The organism is Sulfitobacter sp. R18_1 (genome assembly GCF_017743915.1).
In the GTDB taxonomy this organism is placed as follows: Bacteria; Pseudomonadota; Alphaproteobacteria; order Rhodobacterales; family Rhodobacteraceae; genus Sulfitobacter; species Sulfitobacter faviae.
Genome location: NZ_JAGHRG010000015.1, coordinates 1 through 19289 on the forward strand (window position 1 = coordinate 1; position 19289 = coordinate 19289).

General features: G+C 58.7%; 18 protein-coding genes. 6 read left to right on the plus strand and 12 right to left on the minus strand.

Going from position 1 to position 19289, the window contains the following annotated elements:
- Positions 1 to 235 precede the first annotated feature (235 nt).
- On the plus strand, positions 236 to 1228 hold the full coding sequence (locus J7392_RS22130; protein WP_209219474.1) for a hypothetical protein: 993 nt from the start codon (positions 236 to 238) through the stop codon (positions 1226 to 1228).
- A gap of 179 nt (positions 1229 to 1407) precedes the next feature.
- On the opposite strand, the gene J7392_RS22135 is transcribed toward J7392_RS22130, so the two are convergent.
- The 8 genes from J7392_RS22135 to J7392_RS22170 form a co-directional block, all read right to left on the minus strand.
- Positions 1408 to 1596 (minus strand): MbcA/ParS/Xre antitoxin family protein, encoded by a 189-nt coding sequence (locus tag J7392_RS22135; protein WP_120352513.1) that lies wholly within the window; start codon positions 1594 to 1596, stop codon positions 1408 to 1410.
- A 551-nt stretch (positions 1597 to 2147) separates the two neighbouring features.
- The gene (locus J7392_RS22140) at positions 2148 to 3467 is read right to left on the minus strand and encodes an aspartate aminotransferase family protein (protein WP_209219475.1); all 1320 of its coding nucleotides are present in this window, start codon (positions 3465 to 3467) and stop codon (positions 2148 to 2150) included.
- On the minus strand, positions 3464 to 4102 hold the full coding sequence (locus J7392_RS22145; protein ID WP_120352514.1) for an isochorismatase family cysteine hydrolase: 639 nt from the start codon (positions 4100 to 4102) through the stop codon (positions 3464 to 3466). The genes J7392_RS22140 and J7392_RS22145 overlap by 4 nt, the downstream gene beginning before the upstream one ends.
- Before the next feature lies 1 nt (position 4103).
- Positions 4104 to 4871: an N-formylglutamate amidohydrolase gene (locus J7392_RS22150; RefSeq protein ID WP_120352515.1), complete on the minus strand. Its 768-nt coding sequence runs from the start codon at positions 4869 to 4871 to the stop codon at positions 4104 to 4106.
- Between the two features lie 2 nt (positions 4872 to 4873).
- Complete coding sequence (locus J7392_RS22155; RefSeq protein WP_247744723.1) at positions 4874 to 5770, minus strand: branched-chain amino acid ABC transporter permease; 897 nt, start codon at positions 5768 to 5770, stop codon at positions 4874 to 4876.
- Positions 5767 to 6483, minus strand: a complete 717-nt coding sequence (locus J7392_RS22160) for an ABC transporter ATP-binding protein (RefSeq protein WP_120352517.1) — start codon at positions 6481 to 6483, stop codon at positions 5767 to 5769. Before J7392_RS22160 ends, J7392_RS22155 begins: the two co-directional genes overlap by 4 nt.
- 12 nt (positions 6484 to 6495) lie before the next feature.
- Complete coding sequence (locus J7392_RS22165; RefSeq protein WP_120352518.1) at positions 6496 to 7650, minus strand: ABC transporter substrate-binding protein; 1155 nt, start codon at positions 7648 to 7650, stop codon at positions 6496 to 6498.
- The gene (locus J7392_RS22170) at positions 7647 to 9398 is read right to left on the minus strand and encodes a branched-chain amino acid ABC transporter ATP-binding protein/permease (RefSeq protein ID WP_348540726.1); all 1752 of its coding nucleotides are present in this window, start codon (positions 9396 to 9398) and stop codon (positions 7647 to 7649) included. The genes J7392_RS22165 and J7392_RS22170 overlap by 4 nt, the downstream gene beginning before the upstream one ends.
- A 177-nt stretch (positions 9399 to 9575) precedes the next feature.
- On the opposite strand from J7392_RS22170, the gene J7392_RS22175 reads away from it, so the two are divergent.
- A complete protein-coding gene (locus tag J7392_RS22175; RefSeq protein ID WP_120352520.1) occupies positions 9576 to 10427 on the plus strand; it encodes a MurR/RpiR family transcriptional regulator in 852 nt (283 codons plus the stop codon).
- On the plus strand, positions 10420 to 11733 hold the full coding sequence (locus J7392_RS22180) for a glutamine synthetase family protein (RefSeq protein ID WP_120352521.1): 1314 nt from the start codon (positions 10420 to 10422) through the stop codon (positions 11731 to 11733). Before J7392_RS22175 ends, J7392_RS22180 begins: the two co-directional genes overlap by 8 nt.
- Before the next feature lie 124 nt (positions 11734 to 11857).
- On the opposite strand, the gene J7392_RS22185 is transcribed toward J7392_RS22180, so the two are convergent.
- The 3 genes from J7392_RS22185 to J7392_RS22195 all read right to left on the minus strand — a co-directional run bounded on the left by J7392_RS22185 (position 11858) and on the right by J7392_RS22195 (position 16065).
- The gene (locus tag J7392_RS22185) at positions 11858 to 12568 is read right to left on the minus strand and encodes an IS6 family transposase (protein WP_209219476.1); all 711 of its coding nucleotides are present in this window, start codon (positions 12566 to 12568) and stop codon (positions 11858 to 11860) included.
- Positions 12569 to 12901: 333 nt separating this feature from the next.
- Positions 12902 to 14518, minus strand: coding sequence for an MFS transporter (locus tag J7392_RS22190; protein ID WP_209219477.1), 1617 nt, complete (start codon positions 14516 to 14518; stop codon positions 12902 to 12904).
- A gap of 122 nt (positions 14519 to 14640) precedes the next feature.
- Positions 14641 to 16065 (minus strand): amidohydrolase, encoded by a 1425-nt coding sequence (locus J7392_RS22195; RefSeq protein WP_209219478.1) that lies wholly within the window; start codon positions 16063 to 16065, stop codon positions 14641 to 14643.
- A gap of 186 nt (positions 16066 to 16251) precedes the next feature.
- Between J7392_RS22195 and rpsU the strand changes: the two genes are divergently transcribed.
- A complete protein-coding gene (rpsU, locus tag J7392_RS22200; protein ID WP_209219507.1) occupies positions 16252 to 16458 on the plus strand; it encodes a 30S ribosomal protein S21 in 207 nt (68 codons plus the stop codon).
- 481 nt (positions 16459 to 16939) lie between these two features.
- On the opposite strand, the gene J7392_RS22205 is transcribed toward rpsU, so the two are convergent.
- Complete coding sequence (locus tag J7392_RS22205) at positions 16940 to 17404, minus strand: MarR family transcriptional regulator (protein ID WP_209219479.1); 465 nt, start codon at positions 17402 to 17404, stop codon at positions 16940 to 16942.
- A gap of 171 nt (positions 17405 to 17575) precedes the next feature.
- Here J7392_RS22205 and J7392_RS22210 point away from each other — a divergent pair, with 171 nt between their 5' ends.
- Together J7392_RS22210 and J7392_RS22215 are read left to right on the plus strand one after the other, a co-directional pair.
- On the plus strand, positions 17576 to 18130 hold the full coding sequence (locus tag J7392_RS22210; RefSeq protein ID WP_209219480.1) for a TetR/AcrR family transcriptional regulator: 555 nt from the start codon (positions 17576 to 17578) through the stop codon (positions 18128 to 18130).
- Entirely contained in the window at positions 18117 to 19262 is a 1146-nt protein-coding gene (locus J7392_RS22215) for an efflux RND transporter periplasmic adaptor subunit (RefSeq protein ID WP_209219481.1), read from the plus strand. Before J7392_RS22210 ends, J7392_RS22215 begins: the two co-directional genes overlap by 14 nt.
- Positions 19263 to 19289 lie beyond the last annotated feature (27 nt).

The following is a 19289-nucleotide window of genomic DNA, read 5'->3' on the forward strand; positions in this document are numbered from 1 at the left end:
CGCTCTGCGCTCACCATCCGCTACCATCGGCTCGAAGCATTCGAGGCGTGGAAATCCGCGGCACAGGCCGCTTGATCAACGAACAGCTTGCCAACTTGCAAATTCGGCGAGTTAACGTGACAACACCACCTTTTCTCCTGCAGCCGATATTTGCAAGGACCGCGCCACGCCCGAACTGTTGGAGCTTTCCGCAAAACTGGGCGCAAAATTCTCATATCGTGAAGCATCAGACCTATTGGCAACTTTCTTGCCGGATCAATCGGCGCGAACCTTCACCACGCTGCGCAACCGCACATTGGCCATAGGCAAGCGGATCGAAGAGGCTGAAAGGCAGCAGCGATGGTTCGAAAACCTGAACTATCCGGACAGAACGCAGCTCGAGCTTGCGCTCGCGGGCGATCCGGCAAGTGAATTTGTCTTCAACGTCGACACGGCACATATTCCCCTGATCAAGCGATACGGCGGTCGAACGTTTGAAGCGGTCGTTGGGCATTGCGGACGAGGTGGCAGAGGCGATCCGCCGGGACCTGTATTTGCTTTTGAAGGTACACATCCCAAAGAATTGAAGGTGACGGCTGCCCTGGCGTTAAAAGGGCAAGGCTACGCTGACCGGGGTGAAATCACCGTCATTTCGGACGGTGCTGAATGCCTGAAGCGCCTGGCGGGCATGCTCCCGCAACCGGTGGCTCATATCCTCGACTGGTTCCATATTTCAATGAAGGTACAGCCGCTTGCGCAACTCGCAGCAACGGTTCCGAAGCACATCTCGAACTTCGAGAACCGTGTCGAAAAAATAAGGTGGCGATTGTGGAACGGGCAAGCTGGCCGGGCGTTGGCCCTCATAGCAAGGGTTCGACGAGATGTTTCCAAAGACACGGTGCCAAGCATTTGGGCGCACCGCGCCGACAAATTGCTCGAAACCCTGCAAATCTACATAAGAAGAAACAAGGGATCGGTGGTCAACTATGCCGAGCGGTATCGAGATGGGAAGCGCGTTTCGACCGCACCGGCTGAGGCGAGCGTCAACAGGCTTGTTGCCAAGCGATTTGTGAAAAAGCAACAAATGCGATGGTCACGCACCGGAGCGCATTACCTGCTAAAAGTCCGGGCATCAGTGCTGAACGGAGATCTGTCTGACCGAACGAAATATGAAGTGCCAAAGCAGCCTATCCCGGGCAACATTGCGAGATTTATCAGCCCTACACCACCATTGCTCAAGGTGGCCTGACCCCACAGTTTTAAACGGTCCCTATCAGAATTAAAGGCAAAATCTCATATTTAAGGGCAAAGCTCAGCCGTTGATTTCGTTGGATTTCCCATCTCACAATTAAGGGCTACGCGACAGCAGCCCTTCAAGGGCATTTGGCGCATACACATGTTAGGTTGCCAAATAGCGGAGCCGATACCTCAGACAGCAAAACCGGCCTCAATCCTCACCAGAAGATGCTCTACGCGATCACGACCAAAATGGCTGCTCAGCAGATCTTGGGGTGCATGCATGTTCAATAACGGATGCTGGCGTGACAGCCATTCTTGTGCACGATCTTCAGATTTCAGCACGCGCTTCGCCATCTCAATCAACTGATCTCTAGTCATCGGCGCCCTCCTCTTAACGTCCTAAGATCATGGTGAACCTAACGCTGTCACAGCATGATAACTATAGGCACAAAAATATGAAGTCTCAGGCAGTTTATGACCTTGTGACACCTGAGACAGTCAAGAAGCGCACACTCTCCGCGTCTTCACGGGCAAAGCATGAGTAGGATATGAATGGGCATGATAATTTTTCTGATGCGTATAGGGAATGGATTGGCGCGCTGTTTCATCCAGGGCGCTCTCCTCGCGGAATTTTCCCATGACGCGACGGCATCCAATGAAAACCTCGAATTAGGGGCGGTTCAAGGTGATCACGCCTTCTCGAATGGCGGGCCAAATAAGAATCATACGAAAGGTAATCTTGCAATAAAATGGCTTAGTGAAAGATAAACGTACAATGCATCTAACCTTGGATACCGCCACTTGCATCCAGCTCACCTCAGCACAGTCGCAAACGCTGCATTCTTGACGGTTTTCCAAGTGGATTCTTGCCCACCCGATGCGCCTGCATTTTTTGGCGACCGAATCGACGGAAGCCAAAGTTTGTGTTGTTACCAGCCAGCGAACCTAACAACTTCAGCATCGCTCACCCGTCCTGCCAACGCGTCTTCGACCGCCTGCGCCAAGATCGCTGCGCCGCGCTTGGCCTCAGCCTCGCTCAAGATCAAAGGGGGCGTCAGTTCCAGCACGTTCGAATGCATCCCGACGTAGTAGAACACCGCATCCAGTTGCCAAGCCCGGAACACAGTCTTTCGGGCCAAGTCCGCATCAACCGCGTTGCTATCCGCAGCTATCAGCTCAACGCCGATGGCCAAGCCGCGGCCCCGGATATCGCCAACCTGCGGCAGATGCGCCGTCGCGCTGGCGATCTCGGCCATCAGAACATCGCCCACGCTTTGCGCCCGAGCCGCAAGACCGTTATCTTCAATCGCGGATAAAACCGCCAGCGCCGCTGTAGCGCAGACGGGATTGCCATGGAGCGTCTGCATTGAAAACGCCGTTGTGTGATCCATAATTTCGGCCGGCCCGATCACTGCCGAGATTGGCAGCCCGCCGCCCAGCCCTTTTCCCAGAACCACGATGTCGGGCATAAAATCCTCATGCTCGAAACAATGCAGCCTGCCGGTTCGCGCCAGCCCAACTTTGACCTCGTCGCAGACGGTCAGGATGCCGTAGCGCTCGCAGATTTCTGCCAGACGCTTCAGGAAAGTTGGAGGCGGCACGATCAACCCGCCGTCGGCCTGTATCGGTTCAATAAAGAAACAACCCACGTCCTCTCCGGGGCAAGTGGTGGTAAGCAAATGTTCGATATGCGCCAGCAACGCGGCGCCGCTGGCATCACCCTCAAGGGGCCGAAATGGATCGGGGTAAGGCACCAATGTCAGGCCACCTGATTTCGCGACCCCCTCTTGCGCGGTATGTCCGGAAACCGCCATCGAGCCTTGCGTTCCGCCGTGGTAGGCGCCGGAAAACGCCATCATCCGCGTCCGCCCGGTTGCTGCCGGCACCACCCGTGCCACGGTTTCATTGGCATCGCTGCCAGAATGCCCCAGCCAGACCCGTCGCTCCCCCGCCCCCGGGGTCAGCTGCAATAGCCGTTCAGCCAGCGCCACCGCCGGTTCGTTGGTTCCCGACAGGATCGACGCACCCGCTTGATCCGACAGCGCACCATCCACGGCCGCGCGCAGGGCCGGATGACTATGACCAAGACTTACAGCCCCCCAGGACGCCGACAGATCAAGCAGCTCGCGGCCGCCCTCCTCAATCAGGGTGCAGCCCGAACCGCCCGTGACAGCCAGCGGAAAAAACCGAAGTTTTTGCAATGCCGACAATGCGGCCCCATCCCGCGCGATCAGGGCGACGTCGGTCATAGGGCCTTCAACTCTTCGAGTAGTTCTTGCGTGGCCACCTGGCGGCAGTACCCCTTAATGGTAGAAATCGAATTATCCTGTCGGGCCTGGCTTTCGGTGGCGCAGGCATCGGTCACTTGGGTTACCAGATAGCCCAGATCACAGGCATCGCGGATCGCACCTTCAACGCATTGATCCGTCAGCAACCCGCAGATCACCAGTTGCTTTACACCCAGATTGCGCAGCACATAGTCGATATGGGTCGAAACAAAGACAGAGGAGGAGGATTTCGGGAACACAATCTCGTCCTCGCCCGGCGCAATCTGATCGATCACTTTGCCATCCCATGAGCCCTTGGCCACGTTGAAGCCGGTGATCTTGTAATCAAGGCTGCGGTCGCGCCCGTCCAGCGTCAGGCTTTCGATCGTGGTGTACATCACTTCGATCTGCTTTTCGCGGAAGGCCTTTTGCAGCGCCTGCATCCGCGGAATCACCTCTTCGAGCTGTTCAAACAGCCAGCCGTGCTTGGCTTGAAATTCTTCCTCAGTCAGGCCGTCGAATTCAGCACCGTCTCGATGAGCCGAAAAATTCTGGACATCCACGTACAAAAGCGCCGATTGCGCCGGAACGAGGGGAACATTGCGTGTCAACGTCATGTTAGACTTCCTTGAGATAGCGGTTAATGGCTGTGCTTAGGGTCTCTGCCCAAGCCGCCCGGCCTTGGGAATCCCTGATCTGGTCATTGCGAATTTCAATTAGCGAATGCGGCAGACCGCTGGCCTCGCCGTGCTGGGGCACGAACCAGTCGGACTCGTCGTCAATCTGATAGGGCTCATTCATGCCGATGGTTAACTCGGGTCGCGCCTCTTGAACCAATCGCGCCAAATGGGTCGAGGCATGGGTCTCGTGTCGGAACAGAAAACCAATTTCCCAAGGACGCGAGGTCTTGCCCAATGTCGGGGTGAAACTGTGGATTGCCAGCACCATCCGGCGCGACGGCTGACGCAGGTATTCCGCAACCTTTTCCTGGAAAGGCTCAAAAATCTCCCGCACCCGAGCGACGCGGGCTGCGTTGTCGAGTGCACGGTTGCCCGGCACCGACACCCCATGGTTGCTTTCCGGGATCGCATCGGGGGCCTCGGGCGGGCGGTTACAGTCGATCACCAAGCGGCTGTAGGATTGCAGCACCGCCGGCGCGTTGAGCGTCTCGGCCATCAGCCGTGTCACCGCTTCGGCACCGATATCCCAGCCCACGTGACTGTCGCGGTCGTCCGCCTTCATACCAAGCCCGTTCAGCGCCTGCGGCACCGCTCGTCCGGCATGTTCGCACACCAGCAGCACCGGATGGTTGCTATCGGGATTGAGCACCGTGACCGGGGCGGGATCATCCGCCCCCAGCAGGGGCCGTGTCGTGTCCAGCGTCATCGTCAAACCTTTACACTTTTAAGGGAAGCCGCCGGGATCAATCCGTTAGGCCTGAACAGCAGGACAAGCACGACGATGCTCAGCCCAATGGGGTCGCGGAATTCCTGCATCGCCGGCGGCAGGAAGGCGGCCAGATAGATCTCGATGAACCCCAACAAGAACCCTCCTGCCACAGCCCCACGAAGGCTGCCGAGCCCGCCAAGGATCGCGGCGATAAAGGCTTTTACCACCGGCAGGAAGCCCATATGCGGTGCCACAGAAGATCGCTGTGAAACCCAAAGCACCGCCGCCACCCCGGCCAGCAGCCCCGACAGGGCAAAGGCGCCCGCGATCACCGTATTGGCGCGGATGCCCATCAGCCGCGCAACGTTGAAATCCTCGGCCGCGGCCCGCATCGCGATGCCGGTCTTTTGCCGCTTCATGAATATATCGAGAAAGATCAGCATCACGATCGTCGCCACGATCGCCGCAATCTTGTTCACCCCGATCACCAACCCACCAAAGGTGATGGAATCCGAAAGCACCTGCGGCAAGATCACCGGTTGCGACCGGGTCGAGATCAGGTTCTGGAACAGCACTTGCAAGATCATCGAAACCGCGAAGCTGGTCACCAGCATCGTCGCGCCGGAACTGTTGCGAACGGGGCGGAAGGCGATCCGCTCCATCAACACTGCGGCGATCATCGCCACCGCAATCGCCAACGGCACAGCCAGCAGGAACGATACACCGGCAATGCCACAATACATCAGCGTATAGCCGGAAATCGTCATCAATTCACCGTGGGCAAAGTTAATCAGCCCCATGATCGAAAAGACCACCGCGAGCCCCAACGCCAGCAGCGCATAGGTGCCGCCCAAGGCGAAGGCATTGACCGTCTGTTGCAAAAGCAAGTCCATCATTCGCCTCCCAGATAGGCAGATTTTAAGGTGTCGGACTGCGCCAGATCGGCGGCACTGCCCGCGGCCACGATCTGGCCATTGGCAAAGACATAGCCGCGGTCAGCCACTTCAAGCGCCATTGCGACGTTCTGTTCGACCACCGCGAGCGTGACGCCCTGCCCGCGCAGCCGTTCTATCAGCTCGAACACCTGCCCGATGATCTTCGGCGCGAGCCCCAGCGAGGGCTCGTCCAGCAACAACAGTTTGGGATTACTCATCAGCGCCCGCCCCACGGCGAGCATCTGTTGCTGCCCTCCCGACAGGGTACCCGCGAACTGGTCGCGGCGTTCGTGCAGAATTGGAAAAAGGTCGTAGACCCGATCCCATGCGGACTTGACCGCCGCCTTGTCGGTGATCGCAAAGGCCCCCATCCGCAAATTTTCCGCTACGCTTAAGGAGCCAAACACCCGCCGCCCCTCAGGCGACAGCGTCATTCCCGCCGGCGCTAGCAATTCCGGCGCCCAATCGGTGATGTCTTTGCCCTTGAAATAAACCGCGCCGCTGGCCACGGGCACCAGCCCCACCAGTGCATTCAAGGTCGAGGATTTGCCCGCACCGTTGGCGCCAAGGAAGGCCACGATCTCGCCTTCCTTGATCTCAAAGTCGATCCCCCGCACCGCTTCAATCGGGCCGTAGCTGACCGCAAGGGACTGGACAGATAGAAGCGATGTCATGGCCATTGACCCTTATTGCATCCGCGGTGCTGGAATCAGCTCAGCGGTCGGGCTCGGCTGGCCCACAAGCTCACGTTCACCATCGGTGACACGGATCAGAGTCACCTCGCGCACTGGCATGCCGTTGGTGCCTTTGTAGGTGATCAGACTGGTCGCGCCGCGCACGTTCTCCAGCTCGGCCAGGGCATCGCGGATGGCAATCGGATCGGTTGTCCCCGCCGCCTTGACCGCCTCGGCGACCACGATCACCAGATCATAGCCCACGGCATTGAACACGGTTTCCGACGGGCTGCCGGTCGCGGCCTCATATTTGGCGTTAAACTCAGCCAGCGGGTTGCCCTCGGTTGCATGTCCGGCAGTGGTGAACACCACCCCCTCGCCGACATCGCCCAACGAAAAGGTCGTCGGGCTGTCGATGCCGTCCGAACCGATCATCTGACTGGTTACGCCCGCCGCGCGCAGTGCCTTGAGCATCGACGGAAAGTCGGGCTCGTAAGATGAGGTCATGATGACATCGGGCTGCGGATCAAGCGCCGCGATCCGGGTCGCAATCGCCGAAAAATCCTGCTGACCGATGGAATGGGTGTCCTGGCCGAGAACCTCGCCGCCCAAAGCCTCGAACACGTCGCTGAAGTATAGCGGCATGGTGGTATACTGGCTGTCTGGCGAATAGATAATATAGGCTGTCTCATGGCCCTGCTCGCGCGCCCATTCGGCGGACACCGTGGCTTGCACGTTGTCGCCGGGGAAGTTGGCAAACATGAAGTCGCCGCCGATCATCGGCAGGGTGGGCGAAGAAGCACAGGTCGAAATCGCTGGAATCTGCGCTGAAGTCACTGTCCCAATCGAGGCCAGCGCCGGGTCGGCGTCACACGGCAGCACGATCACTGACACGCCCTCGTCGGCCAGTTCCTGCACTGCGATGGCGGTCTGCGCTGCATCCGAGCGCACGTCTTTCTCTACCAGTTCGATCTTGATGTTGCCGTTGATCCCGCCTTCGGCGTTGATCTCGTCCACAGCAATATGCACGCCCTCGATCACCGGCCCGTCATAGCCCGCCAATCCGCCAGTCTGAGCGGTTGCCAGCCCAATCTTCAGGGTTTCAGCAAAGGTCGGTCCGGCAAGGGCCGCCGCCACTAAGGTTGATGCAAGTATTGTCTTTTTCATTGAACTTCCTCCAGTTGGTTGCCGTTGTCTTCTTGTTTTGGGCCGAGATAGGCCTCAATTACGGCCGGATCGTTCTGAATCTCTGCCGGGGTCCCTTCGGCGATCTTGTGCCCTTCGTTCAGCACCACCAACCGGTCGCAAAGCTGGTTGATTAGTTTCAGATCGTGATCGACCAGCAAGATCCCCAGCCTGAGATCACGGGTCAGACCGCGCAGGGTTTCCATCAAGTCATCGGTTTCATCGCGGTTCATCCCCGCCGCCGGCTCATCCAGAAACAGCAACGACGGCTCACAAGCCAGCGCGCGGGCAATCTCGACCCGTCGCTGATCGCCATAAGACAGCGTACCCGCATCTGCGTTCGCATGGCGGGTCACGCCCATCCGTTCCAGCGCGGCGCGTGTGCGGGCCTCGGCGTTGTGCCCGCCACGTGTCGACAGTGCCGCCACCAGCACGTTCTGGAACACACTCAAGGTTTCGAACAGTCGGATATTCTGGAAGGTCCGCGCGATGCCACGATCGGCGATGTCTTGCGACGCAAGCCCGGTCAGCGCCTCAGAGCCAAGGTGAACCTCACCCTTGGTCGGCACCAGCACTCCTGACAGCATGTTCATCAGCGTCGTCTTGCCCGATCCGTTCGGCCCGATCAGCCCGGTAATCTCGCCGGGAGTCAGCGTTATATCCACATTATTCACCGCCGTGAGCCCGCCGAACTGCATGGTCATGCCCTTGGCCACCAACGGTTCGGTGCTCGCGTTCTTTGCAATCTTGGATTCTTCCTCAGGCATAGGGCGGTGTGGGAACAGCCGTTCCTCCCATTCCTTCAGGCCCGCCAAACCGTCAGGCTTGCGGAACATCGCGAAAAGAATGATCAGGCCGATGCCAATCTGAGTGGTGCCAAAGACCGCTGGAACCTCAAGCCCGGCCAAGGAGAACCCACTCTCGAACCGGCGAAGAACCTCGGTCACCAGCGTGATCGCCACTGCACCGGTTATTGCCCCAGTAACGGTCGTCATGCCGCCGACAATCAGCATCGCCAGCAACAGGAAGGTATCGGTGAAATAGAATTTCTTGGGGCTGATCGCACCCAGAAAATGCGCGAGCAAAGCGCCCGATAAGGCCATCAGGGCCGCACTCAGCACAAAGGCAAACAGCCGCTCGCGCCGGATCCGAACCCCTACCGCACTGGCAGCGATCGCGTTCTCCCGTCCGGCCCGTAGCCGCAGTCCCGACACTGAATCGCGATACAGCCGCGCTACGATCAACGCCAGCACCACGCCCCCGGCCGCGACCCAAAGCGTGGTGACTGCTGGGATGCCAAAGAACGTTTGCGATCCGCGAGTAACATCGCGCCAACCAATGGCGACCCCATGCACGATGATCAAAAGCCCCAGCGTCGCGATCACCGCGGCCGACCCTTCTAACTTGCCGATCGCCAGACCGATGACCGCCGCCACCACGCAGGTCAGCAAGATCGCAACAATCGTCGCAGAAAAAATCCCCACCTCGGTCGTCGCGAGCCAACCAGGCAATTTCGGCAACGTCGCGATCTTAAGGTGTGCCGGAAGCGTAAGTAACGAGGCCGCATAAGCGCCAATCGCCATGAATGATAGATGCCCAAAGCTGAGGATGCCCGAGTTGCCGCTGTAGACCCCCATCCCGACCACCGCAATCAGCGAGATGTAGAACACGGTCAGCACCCGCTCACTCGCCGCGCCGACCGACGACGCGATCAGGGTCGCCGCGATCACAAGCGCGACAATCCCCAGAACCGAGGCGAATATATGCTTGCGTGGTGCAGTGATCATATCGAATCTCGCAGGTCAATTTCGGCCAGCATAGTGACCGTATTTTTTCAAAGTCAATAATATTGCCAGTCTTGACAAGATGTTTTCACAGGTGCTTCCTTCTTTGGAAAGGGAGAGCCAATGCAAGTTCGCGAACGCATAGAAAAATTGTCGGGCGATCTGACCGCGACTGAGCGTAAGCTTTCGACTGCACTCTTGCTTGACTATCCATTTGCCGGACTGGAACCGATCCAGGAACTCGCCCGTGCCACCAACACCTCGCCGCCCACGATCTCGCGTTTTGTCAGCAAACTGGGATTTCACGGCTATCAAGATTTCCAGCGCCATCTGATCGGCGAGCTGAAACAAGGCCAGCGCTCCCCCGTCGATCTGCAGGCGTCCAGCGCTCCGATTGAAGGCGCGTTCCTCGAGAACTTTCTCGAACGGGTCTGCACCCTTGTAAAAAGCGCAAACAAGGCTGTGTCCGAAGCCCAATTCGCACGCATCGCCGAAATGCTGGCAGATGAGAAACGCAGCATCTTTGTAATCGGCGGCCGGATGAGCGACCCGCTCGCGCAATACCTCTCGCGCCACCTACGTCAGATCCGCGCCAAGGTGTTCCATCTGCCCCCCGACCCCGACGTTTGGCCGGAATACCTGTTGCGAATGCGCGCTAAGGATGTGCTCTTCGTGATCGATTTTCGGCGGTACCAGCACAATCTGTCCGCGCTGGCGCTGAAGGCTACTCAGGCGCGCAATGTTCAGATCGTGTTGATGACTGACGAATGGCTCTCACCGATTTCAGCACAGGCCAGCGAAGTCCTCGCCGCCTCAATTGACGTCAGCACCCTGTGGGACAGCTACACCGGTGCCCTGGCACTGCTCGAGGCCCTGTTGACGCGCATCGCGGGCGACAACTGGGACCTCACGAAAAGCCGGATCGAGGAATGGGATTCCTTCCGGTTGGATTTTGGAGTTATCAAAGATGATTAAGACCCCCCTGATTTTCGCCGCCACCTCAGACCTTGCCGGCAAAACTCGCGGCAAGGCGTTCCCATTGGCAGACCTTGCCAAACGCGCCAAACGAGGCGTCGGCTGGACCCCGACCAACGTGATGATCACCTGTTTCGATACTATCGCGGAAAGCCCCTTCGGCTCGCTAGGCGATCTGTTGCTGATCCCCGACGAAGAGGCCGGCGTCGAGCTTGATTTCGAAGACGGCGGCCCGGTTGAGCGGATCATGCTGGGCGACATCACGGATCTCGACCGCAAGCCCTGGGATTTCTGTACGCGCTCTTTGCTCAAGACCGCGCTAAAAAGGCTCAAAGATGCGAGCGGCCTCAGGCTCGTCTCCGCGTTTGAGCACGAATTCCAGTTCAAGACGAGCGGCGATCAACCCGGCGGTGCCTTTGGCCATTCGGTGTTCTCCGAACGCCGGGTTTTCGGCGAAACGCTAATGGCCGCGCTCGGTCAAAGCGGACTGGGGGCCGACACCTTCATGAAAGAATACGGTGCCAACCAGTTCGAAGTTACCAATGATCCGGCGCAGGACCACCGCTCCGCCGATCAGGCCGTTATTCTGCGCGAAGTCACGCGGATGACCGCACAACGGTTGGGCGAAGATGTGACTTTCACCCCGATCCGCAATCCTGCGGGCGTTGGCAACGGCGTGCACATCCATCTGAGCTTTCTCGACGACGCCGGCGAGCCGGCCACCTATGACGCCCAGGGCGTCGCTGGAATGTCGCAGGCTACCGGCGCATTCATCGCTGGGGTGCTAAAATACCTCGACAGCATCATCGCACTGACAGCGCCCTCGGACGTGTCCTACCTGCGGCTGACGCCGCACCGTTGGTCCGCCGCCTACAACAACCTGGGCTTCCGTGACCGCGAAGCCTCAGTGCGGATTTGTCCGGTGACGGCGCAGGACAGCTCCAGCGTCGCGCGGCAATATAACTTCGAATACCGCGCCGCCGATGCCACCGCCTCACCGCATCTTGCCCTCGCGGCGATCATCCATGCCGGGGCGCAGGGCATCGAAGATGCCCTGCCCGCGCCGCAGGTCACAGAAGAAGACCTGTCCACCCTCTCCGCCGATGCCTTAGCAGAGCGCGGCTATATACGGCTGCCTGAAACCCTGACTGAAGCTCTGCAAAGATTCGAAGACAATGCAACCGTGCGGGGATGGTTCCCGGCCGACTTCGCCGCTGTCTATACCGCCCACAAACGCGGCGAGCTAGCCGCATTGGAGGGTAAAGACACCGCCACCCGCTGTGTCGCCTATGAAGAAGTTTACTAATGAAGCGCCGGCAATATTTGCGTCTTCGCGCGGGTTGGCAGCCGCAGGACAAAGGAATGCGGACGGATAAGCGGGGATTGCCAACTTATTTTCACCTGATTGAGAGGAGTGAGATCCTTGCCGGTCAAGCGGTCATTTCGGCAGCATAGTCTTCCCAGAGGCCGAAAGCGTCGGTCCTGGCGTGGCGGTATGAGATTGCGGAGAGTTGATAACGGCGGGGTCGAAAGACGGTGTTGATTTGATCATGGGCAGCCAAAAATCTCTGTGCCTGCCGGGGCGATTTGAACCGGCCCATGAGCTTCTCTCGCTTCCGGGTTGGTCGGTGCGAGCCCTCGATCCTGTTATTGATCCCTTTGTGGGCGCGGTGGTCGGCGTCCGGCGCCAGCTGACGGATCGGTTTGATATAGCTGCGCAACTTGTCCGTGATGATAACGCGGGGTTGGCCAAAACGGGCGATCAGTCGCCGCAAGAAGCGCCTGGCCGCTTTGGCGTTTCGCCTTGGCTGCACCAGAATATCGAGCACATCCCCGCTCCCATCCACAGCCCGCCACAACCATATCTTTGCGCCATTGATTGGCACGACAACTTCATCGAGGTGCCACTTATCTGTTGCAGCGGGCCGGTCGCGCTTGATGCAATCTGCGAAATGGCGGCCAAACCGGTTCACCCATTTACGAACGGTCTCCCGGCTGACGATTATGCCTCGCTCGGCGAGCAGATCCTCTACATCAGCCGTGCTCACCGCGAACCGGTGGTAGACCCACACGGCGTAAGCGACGACTTCGCGGGGGAACCTGAAACCTTTCAGGCGGGGCATCTCAGCTGGTATCCTCATGACGGCCGCCTAAACTCCACCGCAGGCGACGGCAAGTTGGCAATGCCGCACCCATTGCTCCCTGTCCGGAAGAGCGTCCGCTGCATTATTAGAGACATCGTTACCCCAAGCTGAGGATTGAGCGATGATCCGATATAACCCGTTCGAGGGGCACAGGTTTCTGCGCGAGGTCTTCCTGCTGGCGGTGCGCTGGTAGTGGCGTTATCCACTGTCGTACCGGCGCGTACAAGACATGCTTGCCGAGCGGGGTACACAGTTGACGCCTTGACCGTTCGCCGGCCGGCCCTGGCTTGCGGTTAATGCTCGGCGATTTAGTTGCGAGATGGGGGTGTTTCAAACGTTCTTCTGTAACATGTCGTCGCGCAGCGGAACGGTCTGGCGCTCAATCATTCTGTGCACCTCCGGTCGCCCCTCCCCCCGGTGCAAACGACGGATCCGGTCGGACAACTCTGCGTCCGACTGGGTACGGCGCTCATTGTGGCGCACGTATTCGCCCCAGGTCGGCACATGGTAACTTTCGCTCCAATGTTCGGGGTGGTGCAGATCGCGCAACAGCGCCCATTGTTGGGCCCCGTCACGGATCCGCACCCGACGCCGCAGAGCCATTGCGGCGAGGAACTCCGGTACATCCTCCTGAGCGATTTCGTAGTCCACCATGACCATCACCGGCCCGCTCCGATAGCTGAGGTCGAACCGCGTGTCGGGTTCCTTGAACCGGCCCAACGGATCGAGGTTCAGGCCGCTAAATTCCGGCAGCGGCAGGACGCGTCCGGTGAGCGCCCCGATCACCAGCATGACAGATGCACAGAGCAAAGCCGCCTCCGGTCCGCCCCGATCCGCAATCGCCCCCCAGATCAGACTGCCCGCGGCCATGCCGCCGAACGTACCGGTTTGATACAGCGCGATCACCCGGCCCACGACCCAACGGGGGGTGGACAGCTGAATTGTCACATTGAACATCGACAGTGACAGCACCCAACAGGCCCCGGCCAGCATCAGGGCGATGCCGGACAAAATGGGCTGGGTGCTAAACGCTAACCCGGCGCAACTGAACGCAAACCCAGTGAAGCCGCCCCGGGCGATCATCTCATTAGCAAAGCGCGCTCTGAGCTGCGCGTTTAAAAGCGCACCCACAACTGCGCCCATGCCGAAACAGCCCAGCATCACACCGTAGACAAAAGCCGTACCTTGCAAAATCTCCCGCACCACGACCGGCAACAGGGCCAGCAGCGCAATAGCCGACAAGCCAAACCAGAACCCGCGCAGGATCACCCGCATTAGGTTGGGCGACATCGCCACGTACCGCAGTCCTGCTGAAAAGGCATTGCCCATCGGCTCGCGCGGCAGGCGCATGTCCCGCAAGGGAGCTTTCCATCGCAACAGGGCAAGGATAATCGCAACATAGCTGAGCGCATTGACCGCAAAAGCCGCCGCTGCCCCGGCCAAAGCCACGATCGCACCGCCCGCCGCAGGGCCGATGCTGCGCATCAGATTGAATCCCATCGAATTGAGCGACACTGCCGAGGGCAGCTCTTCGCGGGTAACAATATCGCCCATCGTGGCCTGCCAAGACGGGTTGTGCAACGCGGTGCCGCAGCCGATCGAAAAGGTGAAGGCAAGCAGAAGCCACGGCGTCAGCCAGCCCTCGAAGGCCATGAACGTCAGCAGGACCGACACGCAGAACATGAAGCTCTGCGCGATCAGCATCACCCGACGACGGTCGAAGTTATCGGCAAAAACCCCTGCCAGAAGCGAGAAGATCATGATCGGCAGCGCCACGGAGCCTTGCACCAAGGCGACCATATTCTGCGAGTCCGACAGCGAGGTCATCAGCCAAGCCGCCCCGACAGCCTGCACCAGCCCGCCAAAGTTCGACGCCAGCGCCGCGATCCATAGCGATCGAAACGTCTGGTTGCGGAAAAGGATCAGCGGCGAAATGTGGTCTGGCACGGATGCAGCCTTTGATAGCGACCCTGTCTGAATAGGTTTGCGGCACGGCGCTGTCGAGGGTGCCGTGCCGACTGCCCCCCAGCACATCGGGGGCAGTCGTAGTGTTTACGTTGTCGAGGGCCTCAGGCGGCCTTTGGGTCGACCAGCGGCGGGGTCACATCGTCGGGGATCGGGCAGACGTAGGGCTCGATCTCCATACGACGGCGGTGATCCTGTTTGGCCCGCGCGAGCAGGTCTTTGTCGGCCATCAACATACGCGCGGTTGAGCCCATGATCTTGGCGGCATGGATCATGCCCTTATGCGCCGCCCCGGCCTTGCCCTGCGCGGTGATTTGCCAAGAATGGCCCGGCGTGCCGATCGCATGGGTCGCCACCCGCGCCTGCACTGTGGGCACCGCCCAAGAGACATCTGCCACATCGGTCGACCCCATCATCGCCGGTCCGCGCGAGTTGACGGGCACGACATAGTCGCACAGCGGTGAGTCCTTGCGCGGCGCCAGACCGTTCTGACGGTATTCGGCATTGATGTCCTCGTCGCTGAGCGTGGCCTGAATGCGTGCAGCATAATCCCGGTCAGTGTCGTCGAAAGGCACCCCGCCCAAGCTGTCCATCGCCTGTTGCATGGCCTCTTCCAGCGGGGTGTTGCCCTGCATGTTGGACACCGCCGACATGATCGAAATGTCGACCTTGGTCCCGGTCATCAATGCCGCGCCCCGGGCGATGTCCTGCACCCGCTCATTGAGCGACCGCATCCCAGACAGCGTGGTCGAGCGGATCGCATAACGGGTCACGGCGCGGGCTTGCACGACATTTGGCGCTGTGCCGCCCGCCTCCAGATAGGCGTTGTGAATTCGGCTTTCCTGCGGAATGTGCTCGCGCAGGTATTGCACGCCCACGTTCATCAGCTCCGCTGCATCCAATGCGCTCCGGCCTAAATGCGGTGCGGCTGCGGCGTGGCTGGCGCGCCCAGTAAAGGCAAAGTCCATCCGCGTGTTGGCGAGGCTTTGAGCCTCATCCACGCGCGTCATTCCGGAAGGGTGCCAACAGATCGCTGCGTCCACATCATCAAACGCCCCGTCACGGACCATGAACGACTTCGCCGCGCCGCCTTCTTCGGCGGGACAGCCATAGTAGCGCACCCGTCCCGGCGTGCCGGTTTCTGCCAACCAGTCTTTCAGGGCACAGGCTGCCAGCAACGCGGCAGAGCCAAGCAGGTTGTGACCACAGCCATGGCCCGCGCCGCCTTCTTCTACCGGCTTGGGATAGTCGACCCCGGCTTCTTGGCTCAGCCCCGGTAGCGCATCATATTCGCCCAGAATGGCGATGACGGGACCGCCCTCACCCGCCTCGCCCATCACCGCGGTCGGAATGCCCGCGACGGCCTCGGTCACGGCAAACCCTTTGTCCCGCAGCATTGCGGTATGTTCCGCGCAAGAGGCAAACTCGCCATAGAGCGTTTCGGGCGTGGCCCAAACCCGGTCGGACAGCCCAACCAGATCTTTCTGATGCGTCTCGACATGATCCCAGATGACATCGCTGTTCTGCATTTCTTTTCCTCTCTGATTTCTATCGCGGCTCAGGCGTTCACGGTGCCGGTGCCGACTCAGTCTTGTCAGACACCATGATCAGCATTTTGGGAGATGGCCCTGAAGCAAAACATACAAAAGAGCTTGCCAAAACCGTGCTTTTACATTTCCAGTAAAGCTTTACTCAACAAGCCTAATGAGAACTTCATGCAAGTTAGTGTTCGCGACAACAATGTTGACCAAGCTCTCCGTGTTCTAAAGAAGAAGCTCCAGGGGGAAGGCGTATTCCGTGAAATGAAACTCAAACAGCATTTCGAAAAACCTTCCGAGAAGAAAGCGCGCCGCCAAGCTGAAGCGATACGACGCGCTCGTAAGGTTGCCCGGAAAAAGTTAGAGCGTGACGGGACACTTTGAGCTGATCTGTCGCCCAGCCCAAGCGAAGTTGTCTGCAGCACTCAGTCTGCAGGCAACTCGATTTAACTCCCATTCCGCGAAGTTCGCGAAATAGAACTTTTATTTCTCACCGCAACGAGCGACAGCACTTCGGCACAGCGGACCTTAGTGCATCTTGCAGCGAAGGGCTGGTTTCCGCCCATTTCGTTGGAAAAACTCTTTGCTGCAACCGCAAATTTTAAGAATGTGGGAAATTCTTCTCCGAAGGTCTGATTGCGCCTCTTTAAGCAACCGAAATTTGCGCGGTTTAGAATTTTGTTCTACCAAATTTCGCTCGAACGCGCCGTATGAGAGTTTTTCAACACAATCCGCCCGATGCCGGCATTATTCAAAGCTGCAACAAGCGACCGCAACTCCTCCGACCGGCCCTGTGGCCATTGCGTGGATCATGAGATTATTGACCTCAACAAACCAGTCGACGCCCGAACCGCTAAGGATTCTTTTAAATTGCTTCTTCGGTTAATTTCAGGCTTTCTTCTATCGTGCGATAAAATTTCGCGTAGCTGGCCACTCTTAAGCGCTGGCCGTGCTCAGAAGCCGGTATCTCTGCCAATGAGCATTCGATGGCTGTCGCAGCACGATGCGCGCGCTTGGCAAAAACGCCGAGCATATTCGTAAAGGCGTCTTCTTCTACTTTGAAATAGTCTTGTCGGTCGCCGATCTCAGTTACCCGCCGAATAAGCTTCAGTGCTTCAAGCTTTCGAACACTGGAACTGATGCTTCCCCGGCTGGCCTGAAGAGATCCAGCAAGCTGTTGAAAGGACATGTGGCCGCCATCGTAGAGCAATAGCGCAAAGACGCGGCCAGCGGTGCGGGGAAATCCTTCGGATTGAGCAATCGTTCCAATTTTCTCAATAAACACCGAACGCACGGAGCTTTCTTCGTAGCATCTATCGAAGCTTCCCATTGTTTAATCCTTCTCCCGTCCCGCTCAGCCTCTACAAAGACCTCTAATTGAAGTCTGTTAGGCATGGCCGCTGTACCCTGACGTCGAGGTGTTCCCCCCCAGCGAACTCTTGACCCAATTTCTATCCCACTCTAAGAGACACAACATTCCTAACCGACCAGACGGTACAGTGTGAATAGCAAAAGCCAGCCTGCGGGTTCTACAAACGCGTCATTGAAAATTCTCGAGGCGGCGCGCGCGGTTGCTTCGCGTGACGGTGCCGGGAAGATTACCATCGACGCGGTCGCGCAGGAAGCGGGCCTCAGCAAGGGCGGTGTGCTCTATAATTTCCCAAGCAAGAAGGCCCTCATTTCTGGGTTGTTAGACCAAATGATATCCGCCCATCGTGACCTAATTGAGGCCGTGCCAGAACAAGCTCAGTCGCGTACGCTCCGTGGGCATCTTGAGACGGTGCTGAAGCCGCGTGATGGAGATGTCGACCTATCTATGGCGATCCTTGCGGCTGCGGCCTCGGACCCTCAATTGCTGGACTCGTTGCGTGCTGAAATGTCGGAGCAGATCGAGCATATTCTCTCTGAAACGCAGGACGCCTCCACCGCGATGGTTGTCGTTCTCGCGATCCAAGGCCTTCGATTCCAAAATCTGCTAAAGCTTCCCGACGGCGGCGCGGTTACCAGAGCACGCGCCGTCGAACGACTTAGGACATTGATTGATGAACTTGAATAAAACGCGTTTCGGCTGGAAACGAATAGGCTCAATTTCGGCACTCGTAGTTGCTGTGGTCTTCGCGGTGGCGTTGGCGACGGGACCATGGAGCCATCCTTGGGCCCAGACAGAAACGGTTGCCGAGGACAGTGCTAAGAGCAATGAGACTGCTGCGCTTGGTCAACCAGTAACGGTTGAAGTGACCGAAGTGGTCAGCCGTATGATCAGCCAATCTCGTTCTGTCACGGGGCGCGTTAAACCCGTGCGAACAGTCGATATTGCATTCCAGGTGCCGGGTCAGATCATTTCTATTAAGGTCGAGCCGGGGTCTCATGTTCAAAAAGGTGACCTGATCGCTCAGCTCGATCAGACGGACTTTGAGCTTGCGGTAGACCGGGCGCAAGCCTCCTATGATCTCGCGAATTCTGAACTGGAGCGCGCCTCGAGCCTGGCCGAACGGGGGGTCGCAGCCGATGCGCGGCTCGACTCCGCGCGCGCGCAGTTCGCGCAGGCAGATGTGTCGCGCCGCGAGGCCAAAAGGCGGTATTCCCAGACCCAGATTGTAGCACCTTTCGACGCGATCGTGGCGCGCACCTTTGTCGAAGAATACATCAATGTCACCTCAGCCGCACCCGTAGCGCGCTTGCAAGATATCAGTGAAATGCGGGTTTTGATCTCCATGTCCGAAGAACTTGCCGCCGTGGGACGCTCGGCCCCTGACGCCTACGATATCGTTGCCCAATTCCCCGCCGTGCCGGGATATACCGCCCCGCTCACCCTTCGGTCCTTTGCCACGGATGCTGATCCAACCGCCCAGACCTACGACGTGGAATTCGCCATTACCGGAGAGATCGATCCGCGCCTCCTGCCGGGTATGACAGCGGATGTGCGCATTTCGACAACCGCCTCCGAAAATCCGGAGGCCTCCTTTATCATTCCCGTCTCGGCGGTCGATACGACAAGTCGGACGGACCCATCAGTATGGGTCTATGATGAGACATCAGAAAAAGTCACCCGCAGAACGGTCCGGCTCGGTCTTCCGGTCGGTGACGAGTTCATCGTCTTAGAGGGGCTAGAGGACGGCGAGATGGTCGTGTCTGGCGGTTGGTGGCGGTTGAGCGACGATCAGACAGTGACGGTTTCGGGGCGTTGATCCCCTATTATTCAGCGAGACTTGGAT